The sequence below is a fragment of the Acinetobacter pittii ANC 4050 genome (assembly GCF_000399685.1).
Lineage (GTDB): Bacteria > Pseudomonadota > Gammaproteobacteria > Pseudomonadales > Moraxellaceae > Acinetobacter > Acinetobacter pittii_E.
On sequence record NZ_KB976987.1, the window covers coordinates 1199729 to 1221400 of the forward strand.

Genomic DNA, 21672 nt, shown 5'->3' on the forward strand with positions numbered 1-21672 from the left:
TCAAAACATGTAATATTCGTTACAATTTTAGATCACCAGCGTTTGGCTGCATGATGCGCATAGGATTCTATTTTCATGTCAAATCAGAAAGATAAGCTTAAGAGTTTAAAAACTTCTTCCATGGATCGACGCTTATCAATCGCGAAAGCTTCTTTACTTGCAGGAACACGTTGGGCAACTGCAAGTGCCTCTTCTATATTTTCTAATGAGGAAGAAAAAGAAAAGAAACGTAAAAAAGCGATGAGCGAACAAGCTAATTATCTGGTTTCTGAAATAGGTAAACTTAAGGGTTCTATTGTTAAAATTGGCCAAATGATGGCCCTTTATGGTGAACATTTTTTACCTGAAGAAATTACACAAGCGTTAAATACTTTAAATAACCAGACAGTTGCATTAGATTGGCCTGCAATTAAGCCACATCTTCAAGAGCAATTAGGCGCTAAATTAAATGATTTAACTATTGATCATGAGCCAATCGGTACTGCCTCTCTCGCGCAAGTACACCGTGCAACGCGCAAATCAGATGGCTTAGAGTTAGTTTTAAAGATTCAATATCCTGGCGTTGCAAATGCAATTGACTCCGATATGAGCTTGTTTAAAAACATGCTTAAACTGACACGTATGGTTCCACAAACCCGTGAATTTGATCAGTGGTTTGATGAAGTACGTGAAATGATGCATCGTGAAGTTGACTATGGTGTTGAAGCTGCCACTACTCGTCGTTTTGGTGAACGTTTAAAAGATGATGAGCGCTATATTGTTCCAACAATTGTAGATGAATATTGTACCAATCAAGTACTCTGCATGACTTTTGAACGTGGCGTGCCAATTAACAGCCCGGTTATGCTGTCATTACCTCAAGAACGTCGCAATCAACTTGGTGAAGCTTCGCTAGAAATTGCGGTTCGTGAAATTTTTGAATGGGGTGAAATGCAAACTGACCCTAACTTTGGTAATTACCTAGTACGTTTAGGTAATGGACAAAATGTTCAGGACAAAATTGTATTATTAGATTTTGGTGCTATTCGTCAGTTTGATGAACACTTGCTAACAGTTGCACGTCAACTCATTCAAGCAGGTTATCAGCATAATAAAGATGCAATGGTGAAAGCCATGACTGGTTACGAGTTTTTTGATGCAATGCCTGAAAGTATTAAACCGGGTATGGCTGATGTATTCTTACTCGCGACAGAGGCATTTAGTACTCCTGCAAATAATCCAGATATGCCTGCTGGCCTTATGGATGAACACGAACGTTACGACTGGAAGAAAAGCCAGCTCCATAGCCGTGTTATGCAGCAAGCAAGTAAATCAATGGCATCACGTTATTTCTCAGTTCCTCCAAAAGAATTTATGTTTATTAGCCGTAAATTTATTGGAGCCTATACGTTTATGACAGTGATTGATGCAAAAACCAATGTACGACGTATGATTCGTAACTTTGCTTGATTTAGTGAAAGACTAGAATGATTCTATGTCATTCTAGTCAATTCCACTCAACTCACCCAATATTAAAACCAATTTAAACAAATAAAATCAGTATTTTAAGACTTAATTAATTTTTATTTACCTTTTATCTACTCATTTTTCGAATGTCAGTAACGACATAGTTTTTTACTATGAGGCGTGTCAGCATAAAACAATAACAATGTGTTAGGACACCATAATCATGACAAGTATGATCAATAAAGCTCAGGGTTTGGGTTTATCGCTGATCACTAGATTGGCTGGAAGCGATGTACTTGATCAACTCAAGTTGCGTAAATTTGTTGAAAAATCTCTTTATCAAGGTTCAAAAGCTGGTTTTAGAGCATTAACACAGACTCAAAAAGCATTTAAACCCAAACAAATTTCTCAACAACGTTTGCCTCGTCAACAAAAAAATCTATTTGATTTAAGTCTAACTGAAGAACAACAAATGACTTCTGAGGCAATGTCTCAATTTGCTCAAGAAGTCTTATTGGAGTTGGCTCATGATGCTGATCAGGCAGCTCAGTTTCCTGAAAGTCTTTGGCAATATGTTGAAGATTTAGGACTCAATTACTATGCACTTCCAGAAGCATTAGGTGGTGTAGCGACCGAACAAAATATTGTTAGTAACTTATTAATTGCTGAAAAATTAGCTGAAGGTGATTTTAGCCTTACAGCAGGATTACTCAGTACCTTTAGCGTTATTAATGCAATCACACGTTGGGGTTCTGTTGAAGTTCAATCAATGTATTTGCCATGTTTTGCAGAAGATGCAGACATTACCGCAACCTTTGCAGTACAAGAAGCTATCCCAGCATTTAATCCTTATACTTTAAAAACTAAAGCTTCTTTTGAAAATGATCAATATTTTATAGATGGTGAAAAAACCTTAGTCATTTTAGGTGATTTGGCTGATGTGTTTTTGGTAAGCGCAGACTTTAACGGTAAACCCGATATGTTTGTCGTACAGAGTAACGAAACTATTTCTATTAAAAACACTCCGGCCATGGGCCTTAAAGCGACAGAAACAGCAACTCTTCGCTTTAATCACACGCCTGCTCTACGACTAGGCACAACAGATTTTGATTACACCGCCTTTTTAGATTTAGGCAACTTAATGTGGTGTGCAATGGCTGTCGGTACATGTGAAGCTGTAAAAGCCTATTGTATTAAATATGCCAATGAACGAACTGCATTCGGTGAACCTATTTCTCATCGTCAAAGTGTCGCTTTCATGATTGCTGATATGGCTATTGAAATTGATGCAATGCGTATGTTGATTCTAAATGCTGCAAGCCTTGCAGAGTCCGGCAAACCATTTCACCGCGAAGCTTACTTAGCTCATCTACTTTGTGCTGAGAAATCCATGAAAATCGGTACAGATGGTGTGCAAATTCTTGGTGGACATGGTTTTACAAAAGAACATCCTGTTGAACGTTGGTACCGCGATTTACGGGCTACCGCAATTTTACAATCTGGCTTACATGCTTAAGCGATCAATCAGAGGATACTTTAATGAATTTACAAAATCCTAAAAAATTCAAAATGATGATTGATCAGGCACGTGATGTTGCGATCAATGTTTTACGCCCTATTTCTCGTAAATATGACAAAGCTGAGCATGCATATCCAAAAGAACTTGATATGCTCGCTTCTCTTATTGATGGTATGAATGAAGGCGGCGAAGGGATTAATGCTGGAGCTGCGGGTGCAGGAAAGCGTGGTGATACAGACAATGAAGGTATTCGTAATGGAACCAACATGTCGACCGCTCTTGGCATTATTGAGATGTGTTATGGCGATACGGGTTTATTACTGAGTATGCCTCGTCAGGGTCTTGGAAACTCAGCAATTGCCGCTGTCGCAAATGATGAGCAATTAGAACGGTTCAAAGGAACATGGGCAGCAATGGCCATTACCGAACCTGGTTGCGGGTCTGACTCTGCGGCTATCCGTACCACGGCAACAAAAGATGGCGATGACTACATTCTAAATGGTGAAAAGATTTTTGTAACTTCAGGCGAACGTGCAGATTCTGTCGTTGTTTGGGCTACGCTCGATCGTAAACTTGGACGTGCAGCAATTAAATCATTTGTCGTACCTAAAGGTACGCCCGGAATGAAGGTTGAACGTCTCGAACATAAATTGGGAATTAAAGCTTCAGATACAGCCGTGATTAGTTTTATTGACTGCCGCGTACCAGCCGAAAATCTTTTAGGTAATGCCGAAGTCGACGTTGCCAAAGGCTTTGCTGGAGTAATGGAAACTTTTGACAATACTCGTCCCTTAGTTGCAGCAATGGCAATTGGATGCGCAAAAGCTTCTTTAGAGCGTATTAAAGAGATTTTTAAAGATCAGCTAGATCCTGACTATTCCACCCCTTACCTGCATGCTTCTAACCTGACAGCACAGATCTACCGTATGGAAGCTGAATGGGAAGCTGCTCGCCTACTCATGTTAAAAGCCACATGGATGGCAGATAATAAAAAGCCAAACTCTAAAGAGGCTTCTATTGCAAAAGCAAAAGCAGGTCGTGTTGGGAATGAAATCACTTTAAAATGTGTAGAATTAGCAGCAAGTGTTGGCTATAACGAAGATGAGTTGCTTGAGAAATGGGCGCGTGATTCAAAAATTCTTGATATTTTTGAAGGTACACAGCAAATACAACAATTAATTATTGCACGTCGTGAACTTGGTAAATCATCGAGTGAACTAAAATAATAGAGTAAAGGGAATTTCAGTATTCCCTTACCCATTTCCAAATTTTAGAAGCTAAAAACCCTCTCATTAAGAATAATAAGAGGGTTTTCATATTTCAGGACTTAAGTTTTTATTTATTTAACAGTTGTTGGTTCTAATGATTGGTCTACTACTCCAAATTTTTTGAAGATTTTTGCACGACGTTTTGAAGAAATATTTGCTTTGTTTAAATCACCTTTATAGTGATCAAAAACTCGCTTATCCATTATTTTAAACCACAATGAAGGGATTAATGCTGGTAATAACATACTTGCATAACCACTTGGTAATTCTGGAGCTTCATCAAAATGACGTAGCGCTTGGAATGGACGAGTTGGATAAGCATGGTGATCTGAATGACGCTGCAACTGATACAAGAATAAGTTTGTTACGACGTTATTATTGTTCCAGCTATGCTCGGGCATTGTACGCTCATATTGACCATTTTCTTTTTTCTGACGCAGCAAGCCATAATGTTCAATGTAGTTAATAATTTCAAAAAGACTAATGCCATAAAATGCTTGTGTCGCTAAATATGGAATTGTGCTTTTACCAAAAATTCCTATCATAGAAGCATGGAAAGCCGCACTCATTCCCCAACCCTGTAATAATTCATTATCACCTGACCAGAATTCTTTACCTTTACGTTTTAAGCGATTTTTCTCGATTTCAATGGCAGATTTAAAAGAACCTACAACTGTACGTGGCCAGAATTCATAAAATGTTTCACCCATACGTGAAGAAGCAGGATCTTCAGGCGTTGCTGCACGTTTATGATGGCCATATGGATGCTCAATACGGAAATGGTTATAGACTGTCGGAACCAACGCCAAGTGCGATAAAATATGATCAATACGATCATGTTTATGACTTAACTCATGTGCGGTATTAATAGCAATACCATTAATAGCACCCATCGAAACACCGAGTAAAATCTTATCAATAAATGACGTGGTTTTACGGCTTGTTAAATAACATGCATAAGCGTTTGCGGCATACTGTAAAGGAATAAAACTTTTCACAAGGCGTGAATAATATGGATCTTTTTCTAAAAGCTTAATTTCTTCATCAGTCGGATTACGTGCATCTTTCCCAATAACAGTATCAATTGCGGGAATCACAACATGTAATAAAAGTGGGCCACCTAAAGCGAAAACTTTTTTTAATGGGCGTGGACCAACATGGTAACCAGCTAAAATACCTAAACCAATTACAGGTAAAGCGGGACTAATCATCCATAAAAAGCGTTTACGATCTATCTCACGCATAGACGCAGGCACTGGCATAAGTTCTTGCTGAACATTCACTGGTGCATTCATAGTCATATTTCCTTTTTCTATATATCTATATAGTTAAAGAAATAGTGTTTACTTAACAGTAGTAACCGTCCAAAAAACCTATGTTAAAGTCTTTGGCATTTTCTTCCACTTTTTTGTCCTAAAAACACATGTTGATCTATTCTTATAGCTCACTATAATTTTATTAAAATAATGATTGATCATTTAAAGATGGATGCACTAAGTAAGTTTTTTGATGATATTCACCTTAATAAGTCTGAATACATCTATTTAAAAGCACAAGGAGAATGGGCTTTTAAAACACAAGATCAATCTGCTTTACTTGCCTATATTGTTTTAACTGGTTCAGTATATATTCAACTTAATGCGTCAGAAAAAATAATTGCGACAGCTGGTGATATTATTTTAATTCCTTCAGGAAAAGCACATAGTGCCACTGATTCAAAATCAACAGCCAGTAAATTAGTAGATTCTCTAGATATTACTTCACTTTTTAACGGACATAGACAAGACGCGATCGAGTTTGGTACTTCTTCTCCGGATAAAACATTATTGCTATGTTTACGCTGTCAGATCGATACTCATATGGCCGGTCCTTTGATTAATGCATTGCCATGTATTATGCATATTCAACATGAAAATCAAACCAACCCACCTGAATGGCTACAAATTGGACTTTATTTTTTAGCAATTGAAACTCAAAAAATCAGGCCAGGTCATGACAAAATTATTGATCATTTAGTCAGTATTCTTCTTATTGAATGTATACGTGATCACGTTCAACAAATGACTGATCAACAAAACTGGCTAAGTGCCTTAACTCACCCTGAATTGAGTAATGCCCTATCTGCTATTCATAGCCAACCAGAAATGGCTTGGACCGTTGAATCTTTAGCAGAACAATGCTGTATGTCACGTTCCAAATTCGCAAATCTATTTAGCAGTATTATTGGTGAACCGCCTTTAACTTATTTACAACATTATCGCTTTCGTTTAGCTAGCCAGTATTTACGTACAAGTAACCTATCAATTCAGCAAATATCAAACAAAGTTGGCTACTCGTCTGAAACTGCTTTTAGTCAAGCATTTAAAAGGAGTTTTGATTTATCACCTAAACAATATCGACAGCAATATATCGAACAACCTCTCGATTAATAGAAAATAAAAAAAGCGCCGAAGCGCTTTTTTTATTTGATTAAATTATTATTTAATCTTTGCATGTGATTTTAGATATTGGCTGTAATCTTCCAATATTTGTTGGCCACGTGATTGGCGATAAAGTTGTTTTAACTGTTGTAACTGATCAGCAGGAATAGCATTTACAACTGATGAATTTACATTTGAAACTGCAACGACTACAAGCTCATTTGGTAAGTTTGCTGTTGTAACAGACCACATGCCTGGCTTAGGTGTAGCTAAGCTAAATGCAGCACGTTCAATTTCGCGTTTTAAACCTTGTGATCGAGTAAATACACCAGCTGACTCAAATGCGACTTTATTTTTAGCAACCACTTGGCCTGCAGGTTGAGTTTTAAACTCAGTCAACATAGTAGCAATTTTTGCTTGAGCAGCCTTACGCGCTTTTTCATCGATAACTTTTGCTTTCGCTTCATTCATCGCTTGTGCTAATGGTTTTACACCAGCTGCGTGGTAATCACGTACTTTAACCCATACCGTATCGCCATTCGCTAACTGAATATTAGAGGAAGTATTACGGTCACCATTCTTCACATCATCATTAAATAATTTAATTTTGACGCTTGGATCGCTTAAATATGGATTTTGAGTAGCTAAAGTTACACCATTTAATGATTCAACTTTTGTACCTTTTACTTCTTGTACAACTGCTTCTAAAGAATCATTGCCAACAATCGTTTCATTCAAACTATTTACGGTATCTGAATAAACAGTCGCAACTTTATTCTTTTCAACCTCAGCAGTTAAACGTGCCTTCTCAGCTTCAAATGAAGGGATTTGGTTCGCTTGCGTTTCTGCTTCAATAATATGGTAACCATATTGTGTTTTTACTGGCTGTGAAACTTGCCCATTTTTCAAACTTAAGACAGTTTTATCAAATGCATCTGAGAAAACACCTGGTGCATATGCTTCTACTAAACCACCTTTTGCTTTAGAACTAGGATCTTCAGAAAACTGAGATGCAGCCTGAGCAAATGAAAGTCCGCCCTGAATTTTTGCATACACTTCTTTTGCAAGCTTTTGAGCTGCTGCATCATCGCGAGCATCAGTAGTAATTAAAATATGCTTCACAGTTCGCTTAGCATCTTTTTTCTGAGTTTCAACAAACTTTGCATAAGCCTGCTGAAGCTCAGCTTCAGTTGCAGGAGCTGGTTTAGCTACCATTGAAGGAGATAACACAACATAATCCACATCAACCGAAGCTTGTTGCTTAAATTCATTTTGATGCTTGTTGTAATAATCTGTAGCTTCTTGATTAGAGGCAGTTAAACCTGTTTTGTAACTATCTAATTTAATACTAGCTAAATGCAAAGTACGTTGTTCAGTTTGCAAATTCGCAATTTGCATAAGATCAACTTTACTTACTAGAGAGTAATCAGCAAATGTAGAAGTTAACATTTTTAAAGCATGATCTTGACGTAGGCTTGAAATTAATCCTTGGCTTGTCATGCCGATCGAACGTAAATAATTTTCATAGAGTTTTTGTGAGAATTGACCATTCTCTTGCAAACTAGGCTGTTGAGCTAACATTTGCTCAATTTGAGTATCACTCAAAGAAATACCTAATTTTTCCGCTTGCTGAATCAATAAATTACGCGACACTAAAATATCGAGTGCCTTAGCCTGAATAACAGGCAAATTAAGTAAACTCTCATCACCTTTAACAGCAGCTAAATATTGTTGTTTGTAAGACTGAGTTAAAGTTTCAAGGTCTTTTTTAGATATTTCTTGGCCGTTTACTGTCTTTGCAACATCAGCCTTGTTTCCCCTATTAAAATATCCTTCAATACCTACAAGTGCTAAAGGGGTCAAAAACAAAATTAGAAGGACTTTGCCGAGCCAACCCTTAATGACTGTACGAAACGATTCCATAAGTATTCCAATATTTTATTTCGAGGAGAATTTTAACTGAAAAACCACAATCAATGAATGAGCAATATTGGTCAATTCAGATTTTTAATAAAAAACGCGCCTATATTGGCGCGTTTATTCATCTTAAAAGATTAAGCTACTGAATCTTTAAGACCTTTACCAGCTTTGAAGCTTGGTACTTTTGTTGCTTTAATTTGAAGCTCTTCACCAGTTTTAGGGTTACGACCAGTACGTGCAGCACGTTCTTTAACACTGAAAGTACCAAAACCAACTAAAGTTACTGTGTCACCTTTTTTAAGTGCTTCAGTAATTGACGCAATTGTCGCATCGAGTGCCTTGCCTGCATCAGTCTTAGATACTCCCCCTTTTTCAGCAATTGCATCGATTAATTCTGATTTATTCATGAATAAAACATCCTCTTAATATCGTTTGTTTAAGGTCCAAGGCTATAGTTTAAAAGGCCATGACGCCTTTATAGCAATGCTTTAGGGGAAAACGCAATACTAGAGCAGGGCTTTTAGCAAAAATAAATGCTAAAAAACTGTTATATATTTGCTAAATCCCAACATTTTTTTACTTTTTATTCAATTTTGCTTTCAACTGCTGGTTTTCTTCTATTAAAGCATCCACCTTAATATGCAGTTGTACAAGCAGCTGTTCAATGTGTTGCAAATCCTTCGGAGTGACTAGTCCTATTCGGTTTAAAGAATGATTAACACTCGTATCAAGAATCTTCTCTACCTTATCTTTTGTTTCAGATACAGATTCTTTAGCTTTTTCTGTAACTTTACCTACAGTATTATCGGCTAAGTCCCCAGTTTTTGACTCTAACTCTTCACCAACTTTGACCAAGGAATCAAAGAGTTTGTTGCCCTCTTCTTCCGCACGTGAAAATGCCCCTAGTCCCGCCAACCAAATTTGCTTAGTATATTTTCTAAAATCCAAAGCCGATTTTCTTGAACCTCTTGATTTTAATTTATTTTTTTCTTCTGACTCTTCTGTATGGTTATCTATATTTGCATTATCCATTAATCTAAACTCCTAATCAGATGAGAGAAATGATGACTGATTTGACCACAAAATATTTCTATAATATCAAAGTAAAGACTTGATCCATTTACAAAACTGTTCTACAAAGCAATTAAGTCATGTAAATATATTTAACACGACATTGTGTTAAGTTTGGGATAGGATGTCCCATTCTTCAATTAATTGCTATTTGTAAGGATAAACTTTTATGAGTGAAACGCAACAAAGACAAAAACATCCGCGTCTGTTGCTGAATATTGTTCTAATTATTTTAGAAACTTTCTTTTCATTTATTCTCACCCACGATGGTGCTCTTCGCTTGCAAGCGAAAAAGTTTATCTTAAACAAAACAACAATTCGCATTAACAGCTATCTGCCTTTTTTTGACTTCTATGTTCAATTTACAGAGAAAGGCTTGTTATTCGATATCCACTCATTTGACAGACGTATTGATCTTGAAATCAATAGTACTCTGGTTGACCTCATTAAAATTTTCGGTTTTTCAAATCAGCGCAGTCTTAACAATATGCGTATTGATGGAGATGAAGAAACTAAAAAGGAACTTCTAGATTTAATTTCTCACTTCACGCTACCTAAGTTACTTGCAGACTGGAAACAATGGTTCAATGCAGTTGATGATGAAGCTGAAACACTTGCTTCGCATAAAAAGATTGCACCTTTACTTGAAAAAATTGATCAACAACGATCAGAAATCAATTCACTTCATGTAGAAATTAAACAATATCAAAATCGAATTACCCGTTTACAGCGACGCCAACGAAACATTAACCTCTCCTTTGGTATAATTAGCCTAATATTTGTTGCTTATTTCATATATAATTTGTTGGTTGTTTAATTTATTTTTCCATTTTGTTCCTATACTTGAATTAAAAATAAAAAAACTTGACTATTTTAGTCGGGATTCATAAAATCCTATTATCTAGTCTTAACATGTGTATCGAATCATGCGCCTTACAACTCGCGGTCGCTACGCAGTGACTGCTCTACTTGATTTAGCTTTGCAGCCAACTGAACAAACGATCACGCTCGCCGAAATTGCCGCACGCCAATCCATTTCAGTTGCTTATTTAGAACAGTTATTCGCAAAACTTAAGCGTCATGGGTTAGTTTCTAGTGTTCGTGGTGCAAATGGTGGTTATCATTTGGCTCGAAATGCTGATGAAATTACTGTGTTAGAAATTATTGAAGCCGTAAATGAAACCGTTGATGCAACACGTTGTGACCATAAAGGTAACTGCCAGAATGGTGCAATGTGTCTCACTCACGATTTATGGCAAGAACTCTCTCATCATATTGCCGACTATTTAGCAAAAATCTCTCTTGCCGATCTCATTAGCCGAGACAACGTTCAAACTGTTGCATTACGCCAAAATGTGACTGGCACAGATTCAGCTCTTTTATCGGGTACAGGTATTTGATATGAAACGTCCAATTTATCTTGATTACGCAGCAACCACTCCAGTAGATCCGCAAGTTGCAGAACGTATGATGGAGTGTTTAACTTTCGACGGTACCTTTGGTAATGCTGCGTCTCGTTCCCACGCTTATGGCTGGCAGGCAGAAGAAAAAGTTGAATATGCACGTGAGCAAGTAGCAAATTTAATTAAAGCTGATCCACGTGAAATCGTTTGGACTTCTGGTGCAACTGAGTCAGACAACCTTGCCCTTAAAGGTGTAGCTCAGTTCTATGCATCTAAAGGCAAACATATCATTACAAGTAAAATTGAACATAAAGCTGTTCTAGATCCTTGTCGTGAATTAGAAGAACAAGGTTTTGAAATTACTTATTTAGAGCCAGAGCCACAAACAGGTTTAATTACTCCTGAAATGGTTAAGGCTGCCCTTCGCCCAGATACTATTCTTGTTTCACTGATGATGGTGAACAATGAAATTGGTACAGTTACAGATGTAGCAGCGATTGGTGAATTAACACGTGCCAATAAAACATTCTTCCATGTAGATGCAGCACAAGCGGCTGGTAAAGTCGAAATTGATTTATCTACGATGAAAATTGATCTTATGAGTTTCTCTGCTCATAAAATTTATGGTCCAAAAGGTATCGGTGCATTATATGTACGTCGTAGTCCACGTGTGCGCTTAAAAGCACAAATTCATGGCGGTGGTCATGAGCGTGGTATGCGTTCTGGTACTTTAGCGACCCACCAAATTGTAGGTATGGGTGAAGCTTTTGAAATTGCTGGCAAAACAATGCAAGCAGAACAAGAGCGTATCCGTAAGCTTCGCGACAAGCTTTGGAATGGTTTACAAGATCTTGAACAAGTTTTCTTGAATGGCCACCCAACTCAAAACGTTGCTAACTATTTAAATGTCAGCTTTAACTTTGTTGAAGGTGAATCTTTAATGATGTCTCTTAAAGATGCTGCTGTATCAAGTGGTTCTGCTTGTACTTCTGCAACCTTAGAGCCTTCATATGTTCTTCGCGCATTAGGTTTATCTGATGAGCTAGCACACAGTTCAATCCGCTTTAGTTTTGGTAAATACACAACTGAAGAAGATATTGATCACGTGCTTACAATTACCAAAGCCGCTGTTGAGAAATTACGTGAACTTTCTCCGCTTTGGGATATGTATAAAGAAGGTATTGATCTTTCTACAGTTGAATGGGCTGAACACTAATTCATTGAAATTAGTGTTTTTACCCTCATATTAATATTAGGCTGACCCCGAGGTTTGGAGAAGCGAAATGGCTTATAGCGAAAAGGTAATTGATCATTACGAAAACCCTCGTAATGTTGGTGTTTTAGACAAAAACTCTGAAAATGTAGGTACAGGCATGGTGGGTGCACCTGCATGTGGCGACGTAATGCGTTTACAAATTCAAGTAAACGATAGCGGCGTGATTGAAGAGGCACGTTTTAAAACTTATGGCTGTGGTTCTGCAATTGCATCAAGTTCCCTTGTAACTGAGTGGTTAAAAGGTAAAACTCTTGATGAAGCTCAGGCAATCAAAAATATTGATATCGCAACTGAGCTTGCACTTCCACCAGTAAAAGTTCACTGCTCTGTACTAGCTGAAGATGCAATTAAAGCTGCGATTGATGATTACCGCAGTAAAAAATCTAAAGCTTAATTTGTTACCATTGTAAACGTTGGAGTTTTCATGATTCATTTAACTGAAAATGCTGCGACTCATATTAGCAATTACCTTAAAAACCGAGGTAAGGGTGAAGGCATTCGCGTGGGTGTGAAAACTTCTGGTTGTTCTGGGTTAGCTTATGTTCTCGAATTTGTTGATTCTATCGATGAGCATGACCAAGTTTTCGAACAATTTGGCGTTAAGGTTGTTGTAGATCCCAAAAGCTTAGTCTATTTAGAAGGCTTAGAAATGGACTACGTTAAGAACGGCCTTAATGAAGGGTTCGAATTTAACAATCCTAATAAGAAAGGTGAATGTGGTTGCGGTGAGTCTTTCACTGTATAACCCACTTCTCCTTCCATCCTTTTCATTAAAACAGTGTCTTTTTATAGCACTGTTTTAATATATTTAATTAACGTGGACCTCCTTTCTAATGAATCATTTTGAGTTGTTCAATTTACCCGTAGAACTCGATATCGATTTGGCGAGCTTAAAATCTAGCTTCTTAAGCTTGCAGCAGCAATATCATCCAGATAAAGCAGAAGATAAAGATCAGGCGTTGATCAAATCAAGTGAAATCAATCAAGCTTTTAAAGTTCTATCGCAGGTAGATAGCCGCGCTGCTTATCTTCTTGCATTAAAAAAGCAAGACCATCACCTAGATCAATCTATTAGTGATTTTGAGTTTCTGCAATCAGCTCTAGAACTTCGTGAACAACTTGATGAAGCAACTTCACAAGAGCATTTAAGCACTCTTAAACAAGAAGTGTTTCAGTGGATTGAGGGTTTAGTTCGCGAGTTTAAAATTGATTACTCAGATGAAGACTGGGGTGAAGCTCGAGATACTGTACGTAAATTACGTTTCTTTCAGCGCGTTCTTAACGATATTGAAAAAGCAGAAGATCAATTGTTGGATGATGAAGACAACTTTGATTTAGATGACGATTTTTAATTCGCTTTTTTCAATTTATATTCAAAGGATTTAACTCATGGCACTTTTGCAAATTGCTGAACCGGGTCAATCCAGTGCCCCACATCAACACCGCATTGCGATTGGTATCGACCTAGGAACAACACATTCTCTAGTTGCGACAGTGTTATCAGGCAAACCAAAAGTCCTCAATGACGAAAAAGAAAGAAGACTTCTACCCTCTATTGTGCACTATGGAAGTGATATCACTCACTATGGTGAAGAAGCAAAGCCTTTCATTATTGCTGATCCAAAAAATACAATCGTTTCTGTAAAACGTTTTATGGGACGCTCAAAAGCAGATATCAAATTTCAACACCCTTATGAGTTAGTGGGTTCTGAAAATGAGATGCCAGCTTTCGAGACACGTTCTGGTCGCAAAACGCCTGTTGAAATTTCAGCTGAAATTTTAAAACAACTAAAAGAACGCGCTGAATCTAGCTTACAAAACCCAGTAAATGGTGCTGTAATTACTGTTCCAGCTTACTTTGATGAAGCTCAGCGCCAAGCGACACGTGATGCTGCACAGCTCGCTGGTTTAAATGTATTACGTCTTCTAAATGAACCAACAGCTGCTGCTGTGGCTTATGGTTTAGATCAGGAAACGAATTTAGCCACAGATCACAATTATGTGATTTATGACTTAGGGGGTGGTACTTTCGACGTATCAATCCTACGTTTTTCACAAGGTGTCTTTGAAGTATTAGCTACTGGTGGCCATACTGCTTTAGGTGGTGATGACTTAGACCGTCTTATTGTTAAATGGGCTAAAAAACAGCTAAACATTGATACGCTAAGCGATGAAAACTATGCCGTATTTATTGTTGCTGCCCGCCAAGCAAAAGAACAATTATCTACACAAGAATCTGTTCAGTTAAAACTACTTGAAAACGAACTAACACTTGATCGTTCAACCTTTGAAAGCATCATTCAAGTTGCTTTAGATAAAACAATCAGTGTTTGCAAACGTGTTTTACGTGATGCAAAACTTGAATTATCAGATATTCAAAACGTTGTTTTAGTAGGTGGCTCTACCCGTTCTTATGCTGTTCAACAAGCAGTTCGCAATGTGTTTAATCAAGAACCACTTTGTACAATTAACCCTGATGAAGTAGTTGCAATTGGTGCTTCCATTACAGCTAATCAGTTAATTGGAAACAGCCAAGACGGTTCATTACTTTTGGATGTCACTCCTCTTTCTCTTGGCTTAGAAACCATGGGTGGATTAGTGGAGCGTCTTATTTCACGTAATACAGCTATTCCAGTTGCTCGTCGTCAGGAATTTACTACTTATCAAGATGGCCAAACAGCCATGCTTATACACGTAGTTCAAGGTGAGCGAGATTTAGTCGAGCATTGTCGTTCATTAGGAAGATTTGTTCTTCATGGCATTCCTCCAATGACTGCTGGCCAAGCACGTATTGAAGTTACCTTTCAAGTAGATGCAGACGGCTTACTCACGGTTTCAGCTCGTGAAACAACTTCAGGTGTTCAAGCTCAAATTGATATTAAACCATCTTATGGTTTATCAGAATCTGACACTGAACGCTTATTAATTGAAGGTTTCCAGCACGCGGAAGAAGATAAAAATCTGCGTCATTTAAAAGAAACCAAAGTTGAGGCCCAACGTGAGCTTGAAGCATTAGAACAAGCTTTGAAAGTGGATGCTGATTTACTCAATAATGAGCAACTCGAAGCACTTAAAGCCGCTGAAAATTCGCTTAAAGTACAACTTGAAGGCAATGATATTCAAGCAATTGAAAAAGCTGTAGAACAACTTAAAGTACATAGTGATGCTTTTGCTGCACTACGTATGAATCGACATATTGACCACGCCTTAAAAGGTACAAAACTTGAAGATTGGTCAAATTCAAACTAAAGGTATAGGTGATCAATATGCCCCGTATTAAAGTACTTCCTCACGCTCAATTTTGTCCCGAAGGCGCAGAATTTGAAGTTGAACAAAATGCAAATCTTTGCCAAAGTTTGCTTGATCGAGGAATTAAAATCGAACACGCTTGTGACATGTCATGTGCTTGCACTACCTGTCACGTAGTAGTTCGTAAAGGTTTTGATAGCCTAGAAGAAATGGATGATGTGGAAGCAGATCTTTTAGATCGCGCTTGGGGTCTTGAACCAGATTCTCGTCTCTCATGCCAAGTAAAAATTGTTGATGAAGATTTAGAAATTGAGATCCCTAAATATACAATCAACCACGCTTCAGAAAATCATTAATCGAGTCATTAAAAAAGCTGCTTTTAAAGCAGCTTTTTTATGTTTTATAAACTCTAAACTTGGTCTTGCGGATCTATCTCTAAAGGTTTAACTTCATCTTCAAGTCTTAACTGTGCAATACCTTGAGTATTTACTAGAGTTTGTTGAACTTTAATTCGTTGAATCATCTTCTCAAGTACTTCTACCAATTCAGGATATTCATAGTTTTGTACTTCTTCTAAATTAAGCACCAAATGGAAGCCTTTATACTCATAGTCAAACCATTGCTGATGATCCGACTTACTCCCTGTATATTTCTCCATTACTTGCCATGTTTTTACCGCACCTTGAATACCTTTTAGGTAAATCGGTGTTTTAGGAGCACAGAGGAAATCACTCTTAATTAATTGATAAGTATCATCTGAAATTAAAATCTCATCTATTTCAGCAGCATACTGCAAACGAGCCGCTAAATTCACATCACGACCAACGATCGTATAAGCCATGCGATGTGTTGCCCCATAATTCCCTACGTGACAATAACCTGTACTAATCCCCATTCGGATATGTAAGGCTGAGTAACCCATTTTTTTCCAGCGCTCACGTAGCAATTTCATTTGCTGACGCATAGCAATTGCCATTTCTACACAAGCTTTAGCATCTTGTTCTACACCTTGTGAATTTGGATCACCAAAAAATATGAGGATGGCATCCCCCATAAATTTATCGACAGTAGCCTCATACTGTTTAGCAATTTCAGTCATATGACTTAAATAATCATTAAGCAAAAATGCTAAATCATCTGGAATTAAAGTTTCTGATAACTCTGTAAAACCCTGAATATCAGAAAAAAACACCGTCATTTTTTTACGCTTATATTCAATCTTTGCTTCAGCCTCGCCGCGCATAATAGACTGCCACAACTGTAGTGGCGCATAACGGCTTAGCTGATTAGCAAAAGCAATATAACGGGTCATTTGGTCATAGTAATGTTGACGCTGCTGACTGATTTTTTTAACCCAGCGATGCTGGTAATAATTTCCAATGGTAATAAACATAACCAAACCAAGGAGTGTTATTACTGTCAACTCTTGGCTAGTAGGCTCAAAATATGTATAAAAACCAAATAGGAAAAAAGTACTTAAATAAAAAATAATCGCGCCTAGCAAACTCGTTAAACAAATGACTGCGAAAGAAATACGACTATTAATTGCTGAATAAAACAATGCAAAAAGTGCAATAAATGTAGGCACTAAATTAAGATGCAGTCCTGCCAAAGTAACTGCTACAACAATTGCATCGATTGCAAAGAAAACACTTTTTTGAGTTTTTTTATCGAATTGGTACTGAAGCCAGTGTTCTAATTTCGAGCTAATAAAAAGCAGAAATAGAAAAAAAGGTGGAATATAGATCTGATAATTTGTATTTGGTGAGGTAAAAGCGTAGATCACTAAAATTAATGACAGAATTGAATATCCCATCAAACGATGAAAATATGCAAACTGCTTAGGCTCTCTATCGATAAACCTCTCTAATTGCACCCTATCCTCCACACCTCAATGTAGCCACATTCATATAAATGTGGCATTGCATTGATTTAGTCCATGCGCCAATCAAAAGGCATGTCGCCTTGACCACGTAGCGCAAGCATAAGGGTTTGACGCATATGAGCCAGCACATCATTTGTATATGGAACAGCTGGTGTACCCCAAACTGGTTTAGGCCATGCAACATCATTCTGATAACGTACAACATGATGAAAATGCAATTGAGGCACCATATTCCCTAAGGCTGCAACATTCATTTTATCAGCACGGAATACACGAGATAGCTGGCTAGATAACCAACTTGATTCGCGCAAAAACTGTTCTTGGTCGGCTTGGCTCAACTCATATAATTCTGTGATTCCCGGCACACGAGGGATTAAAATCAGCCAAGGGAATTGCATATCATTCATTAAACGACATGTTGAAAGCGGAAAATCGCCTACAAAAAAAGTATCTTGAGCAAGTTGTGGATGCAAACTAAACATATCTTTTATAAATGACAATAAACAATAATGGCTAATACTATCACATCAGTTTTAATGTGAGTATTGCTAGTGTCTGGTTTGATTACAAATAACAATGATTTTATGCACTTATTCCCCAGATAGACCAAGAAATCGTGCATAAAATTCTGTTATCAACATACAAAAGATTCTTGTTGAGTTGAAATCAATTTAAAACACGATTTAAGCATGTAATTCATTCAATAATTTCGCTAACAAATCATTAATAAATTGAATTCGTTTTTCCTGTTCTTCAAGCTGAACCATCACTTTTAAGCGCTGACCACCTTCCATACGATAATAGGTTGGATGCTTTTGCATGAGTTGAATAATACTAATGGCCTGAACAGGCGTATCAGGCGAGAATTCAATATTGCCACCTTGGGTATTAATATCGATTTTAGTAATACCTAACTGTTCAGCTTTCAGTCTAATTTGATGGACACTAAATAAGTGTTTAACTGATTGCGGTGGAACTCCAAAACGGTCAATCAGTTCCATACGGATATTGTCGAGTTTTTCTTGGGTATCTGTATTACTAATACGCTTATAGAATAATAAACGCTGATGCACATCACCTAAATAATCATCTGGAATTAGTGCAGGAATGTGTAAATTAATTTCTGCTGTTAATGATAAAGGTGCATCAAAATTCGGCGTTTTCCCTTGTTGAATCGCCTTAGTAGCTTTTTCAAGCATTTCCATATACAAGCTATAACCAATTGCCTGCATTGAACCACTTTGCTGCTCGCCTAAAAGCTCGCCTGCACCTCGAATTTCTAAATCTTCTGTAGCCAGCATGAAACCAGCTCCAAGAGTTGAAGCACGTTGGATTGCATCAAGGCGTTTTTCAGCATCACCTTTTAGATGCTTTATCGAAGGAACTAATAAATAAGCATAAGCTTGGTGATGTGACCGCCCCACACGGCCACGCAGTTGATGTAATTGAGCCAGACCAAGTTTGTCGGCCCTTTCGATCAAAATGGTGTTGGCATTTGGAACATCAATTCCAGTTTCAATAATGGTTGAGCATACCAATACATTGTATTCTTTGTGATAGAACTGTTGCATGACTTGCTCAAGTTCTCTTTCCCTCATTTGTCCGTGAGCCACTGCTACACGAGCTTCCGGAACAAGCACACGAATATTTTCAGCAGCTCTTTCAATCGTATCAACTTCATTGTGCAAGAAATATACTTGGCCACCACGTAGTAATTCACGCAAAATCGCCTCTTTAATAGATGCTTCGGTATGTTCTTGTACAAAGGTTTTAACAGCTAAACGACGGGCTGGCGGTGTAGCAATGATAGATAAATCACGCATTCCCGAAAAAGCCATATTTAAAGTTCGTGGGATTGGTGTAGCTGTAAGCGTCAACATATCTACATCTGCGCGTAATGCTTTAATACGCTCTTTATCACGCACTCCAAAACGGTGTTCTTCGTCAACCACCATTAAGCCTAGATCTTTAAACTGTACATTTTCTTGTAAAAGTTTATGGGTGCCTACCACAATATCGACTTTGCCCTCAGCAAGGTCTTCAATATTTTTCGTATGCGTTTTATTTGAACCAAAGCGTGAGAGCACTTCAATACGAACAGGCCAATCAGCAAAACGGTCTTTAAAAGACTCATAATGCTGTTGAGCAAGCAATGTCGTCGGTACTAAAACAGCAACCTGTTTACCATTTTGCACCGCAACAAATGCTGCACGCATCGCAACTTCAGTTTTACCAAAACCAACATCCCCACAAACAAGTCGGTCCATCGGTTTAGCTTGTTGCATATCATAAAGCGTCGCTTCAATAGCATTGGCCTGATCAAGTGTTTCTTCATACGCAAATCCACTCGCGAATTGCATATAAAGCGACTGATCTATTTCAAAGCCAAAACCAGGTTTTGACTGCCGACGTGCTTGTATATGTAACAACTCTGCTGCAACATCATGAATTTGTTCTAAAGCTTTACGTTTTGCTTTACTCCACGCATCAGTTCCAATTTTATGTAATGGTGCTAAATCCGGATCTCCACCACTGTAACGGCTAATAAGATGCAAATTCGTCACAGGCACATAAACTTTTGCCTCTTCAGCATAGTCTAATTGCAAGAATTCATAATCTTGCCCTTCAATTGCTAAAGTAATTAGCCCAGCATAACGCCCTACACCATGGTCAATATGAACAACAGGAGCGCCAATACTTAATTCGGTCAAACTACGAATTAAGAACTCTTCTGAAACTTCTTGCTGACGTTTACGACGACGTTGAACTACCCGGTGCTCATATAACTGATTTTCAGAAATAACAGATAATTGATCGGTTAAAAGCAAACCACGGTCTAATGGCGCATTAGTAATCGCAATCGCGAACTGACTTTTCTGGAACTGCTCAAAACTATCTACGCTAGGAATATCTCCTAGACTGGCACGCAAACCATCTCTTAAACTTTCACGACGACCAGCACTTTCTGCAACCAATAAAACTGGATGGTTCGCTTCATCAATATATTTTTTAACTACCGCAAATGGTTTTTCTTTTTTCGGGTCAACTGCCAACTTTGGAGGTTGCTCAACTTTGAGATTTAAAGCTCCAGCTTTTTCTTCAACTGACTCAGCACTCACAAGCATACGTGGGAACTGATTTAAGGCACTAAGCAAGTGGTTTGGCGCAATAAATAACTCATCAGGAGGTAGAATTGGCTGATCGGCGTTATGACGTCTATCTTCATATCTACGGAAAACTTCTTTCCAAAAACTGGTTAAATCAGTATCCACATCATTAGTTGTAATTACAATGCAATTCTTTGGTAAATACGTTGTCAGTGTACTTTGAGCTTGCATTTGAGCTTTATCAAAAAATAAAGGTAAATAAAACTCAATTCCCGGAGATGCAATTCCATCAAGAACATCTTGATAAATGGGGTTTTTCTTAGGATTTGCGGTCGGAAAAAGTTCAGAGTAACGGTCTCTGAAAATTGAACGAGCTTCTTTTAAAGGAAACTCTTTCGCTGGAAGAACTGTAAAACTTTTTAAAGTTGTGGTGGTTCTTTGTGTTTCTGGATCAAAGAATTTTAATGTATCAATTTCATCATCAAACAGGTCAATACGGATAGGCGCATCCTGACCAGATGCAAAAATATCCATAATGCTGCCACGTACAGCAAACTCACCGTGATCATAAACCGTGTCTACTAAATGATAGCCTGCTTGTACTAACCGTAACTTCTGTTGTTCTAAATCAAATTTTTGCCCTACACGAATATCAAAATGCTCACCTAAAACCCAAGAATATGGTGCAACTCTCTGGGCTAAAGTACTCGCTGAAATGAGCAAGACCCCCTTTTGCGGCATATTAGATAAAATTGCAAGACGTTCCGAAACAATATCTTGATGAGGTGACAAACGGTCATACGGCAAAATCTCCCAATCAGGGAAAATTGTCGGTTTTATACCATAAAATTCAAGTTCACTTTCTAACTGAGCAACATGTTGGTTATTTCGAGCCACCACCACGAGCAAAGATGAGTGCTGAATAGCAATTTCTTTGAATAATAATGCAGCAGATGAACCTAATAACGACCCTACCCAACGCTTTTCACCGGCTTTGAGCTGTTGTAAATTCAATTGAGAGATTTCTTGTTGAAACATGTATATGGCTTTTATCAGCTAAGAAGATATGAGCTCAATAGTAGCATGATGTTTTTAGTGAAATGAGTTA

19 protein-coding genes are annotated in these 21672 nt (G+C 37.8%); 12 read left to right on the forward strand and 7 right to left on the reverse strand.

Translation table 11 applies throughout. The features are described from left to right. Positions 1–75 precede the first annotated feature (75 nt). The 3 genes from F931_RS09400 to acadM all read left to right on the forward strand — a co-directional run bounded on the left by F931_RS09400 (position 76) and on the right by acadM (position 4191). Entirely contained in the window at positions 76–1449 is a 1374-nt protein-coding gene (locus F931_RS09400; RefSeq protein WP_016141147.1) for an ABC1 kinase family protein, read from the forward strand. Positions 1450–1678: 229 nt separating this feature from the next. Further along, entirely contained in the window at positions 1679–2962 is a 1284-nt protein-coding gene (acdA, locus tag F931_RS09405) for an acyl-CoA dehydrogenase family protein (protein WP_171067939.1), read from the forward strand. A gap of 23 nt (positions 2963–2985) precedes the next feature. Then, the gene (acadM, locus tag F931_RS09410; protein WP_016141149.1) at positions 2986–4191 is read left to right on the forward strand and encodes an acyl-CoA dehydrogenase family protein; all 1206 of its coding nucleotides are present in this window, start codon (positions 2986–2988) and stop codon (positions 4189–4191) included. A gap of 113 nt (positions 4192–4304) precedes the next feature. Here the strand turns inward: acadM and alkM are convergent, their stop codons facing one another. Next, positions 4305–5528 (reverse strand): alkane 1-monooxygenase, encoded by a 1224-nt coding sequence (gene alkM, locus F931_RS09415; protein WP_016141150.1) that lies wholly within the window; start codon positions 5526–5528, stop codon positions 4305–4307. A gap of 189 nt (positions 5529–5717) precedes the next feature. On the opposite strand from alkM, the gene araC reads away from it, so the two are divergent. Continuing rightward, on the forward strand, positions 5718–6662 hold the full coding sequence (araC, locus tag F931_RS09420; RefSeq protein ID WP_025470312.1) for a cupin domain-containing protein: 945 nt from the start codon (positions 5718–5720) through the stop codon (positions 6660–6662). A 48-nt stretch (positions 6663–6710) separates the two neighbouring features. Here araC and ppiD read toward each other — a convergent pair whose 3' ends face one another. From ppiD to F931_RS09435, 3 genes are all read right to left on the reverse strand, one after another. Beyond that, a complete protein-coding gene (gene ppiD, locus F931_RS09425) occupies positions 6711–8576 on the reverse strand; it encodes a SurA N-terminal domain-containing protein (RefSeq protein ID WP_016141152.1) in 1866 nt (621 codons plus the stop codon). Positions 8577–8707: 131 nt separating this feature from the next. Beyond that, the gene (hup, locus tag F931_RS09430) at positions 8708–8980 is read right to left on the reverse strand and encodes an HU family DNA-binding protein (RefSeq protein WP_001043034.1); all 273 of its coding nucleotides are present in this window, start codon (positions 8978–8980) and stop codon (positions 8708–8710) included. 169 nt (positions 8981–9149) lie between these two features. Next, positions 9150–9605, reverse strand: a complete 456-nt coding sequence (locus F931_RS09435) for a phasin family protein (protein WP_016141153.1) — start codon at positions 9603–9605, stop codon at positions 9150–9152. 208 nt (positions 9606–9813) lie between these two features. Here F931_RS09435 and F931_RS09440 point away from each other — a divergent pair, with 208 nt between their 5' ends. The 8 genes from F931_RS09440 (at position 9814) to fdx (ending at position 15928) form a co-directional block, all read left to right on the forward strand. Beyond that, positions 9814–10461: a hypothetical protein gene (locus tag F931_RS09440; protein ID WP_016141154.1), complete on the forward strand. Its 648-nt coding sequence runs from the start codon at positions 9814–9816 to the stop codon at positions 10459–10461. A 109-nt stretch (positions 10462–10570) separates the two neighbouring features. Beyond that, complete coding sequence (locus F931_RS09445; RefSeq protein WP_002117915.1) at positions 10571–11044, forward strand: Rrf2 family transcriptional regulator; 474 nt, start codon at positions 10571–10573, stop codon at positions 11042–11044. 1 nt (position 11045) lies between these two features. Beyond that, entirely contained in the window at positions 11046–12263 is a 1218-nt protein-coding gene (iscS, locus tag F931_RS09450; protein ID WP_016141155.1) for an IscS subfamily cysteine desulfurase, read from the forward strand. Positions 12264–12330: 67 nt separating this feature from the next. After that, positions 12331–12717, forward strand: a complete 387-nt coding sequence (gene iscU, locus F931_RS09455; RefSeq protein ID WP_002117907.1) for a Fe-S cluster assembly scaffold IscU — start codon at positions 12331–12333, stop codon at positions 12715–12717. Between the two features lie 30 nt (positions 12718–12747). Continuing rightward, positions 12748–13068, forward strand: coding sequence for an iron-sulfur cluster assembly protein IscA (gene iscA / locus F931_RS09460; RefSeq protein ID WP_016141156.1), 321 nt, complete (start codon positions 12748–12750; stop codon positions 13066–13068). Positions 13069–13156: 88 nt separating this feature from the next. Beyond that, the gene (gene hscB / locus F931_RS09465; RefSeq protein WP_005076214.1) at positions 13157–13675 is read left to right on the forward strand and encodes a Fe-S protein assembly co-chaperone HscB; all 519 of its coding nucleotides are present in this window, start codon (positions 13157–13159) and stop codon (positions 13673–13675) included. A 37-nt stretch (positions 13676–13712) separates the two neighbouring features. Further along, entirely contained in the window at positions 13713–15572 is a 1860-nt protein-coding gene (gene hscA, locus F931_RS09470; protein WP_016141157.1) for a Fe-S protein assembly chaperone HscA, read from the forward strand. 17 nt (positions 15573–15589) lie between these two features. After that, on the forward strand, positions 15590–15928 hold the full coding sequence (fdx, locus tag F931_RS09475) for an ISC system 2Fe-2S type ferredoxin (protein WP_009387062.1): 339 nt from the start codon (positions 15590–15592) through the stop codon (positions 15926–15928). A 53-nt stretch (positions 15929–15981) separates the two neighbouring features. Here fdx and cyaA read toward each other — a convergent pair whose 3' ends face one another. The 3 genes from cyaA to mfd form a co-directional block, all read right to left on the reverse strand. Further along, the gene (gene cyaA, locus F931_RS09480) at positions 15982–17448 is read right to left on the reverse strand and encodes an adenylate/guanylate cyclase domain-containing protein (RefSeq protein WP_016141158.1); all 1467 of its coding nucleotides are present in this window, start codon (positions 17446–17448) and stop codon (positions 15982–15984) included. 56 nt (positions 17449–17504) lie between these two features. Next, positions 17505–17939: an HIT domain-containing protein gene (locus tag F931_RS09485; RefSeq protein WP_002117900.1), complete on the reverse strand. Its 435-nt coding sequence runs from the start codon at positions 17937–17939 to the stop codon at positions 17505–17507. Between the two features lie 201 nt (positions 17940–18140). Continuing rightward, the gene (gene mfd, locus F931_RS09490) at positions 18141–21602 is read right to left on the reverse strand and encodes a transcription-repair coupling factor (RefSeq protein ID WP_016141159.1); all 3462 of its coding nucleotides are present in this window, start codon (positions 21600–21602) and stop codon (positions 18141–18143) included. Positions 21603–21672: the final 70 nt, after the last annotated feature.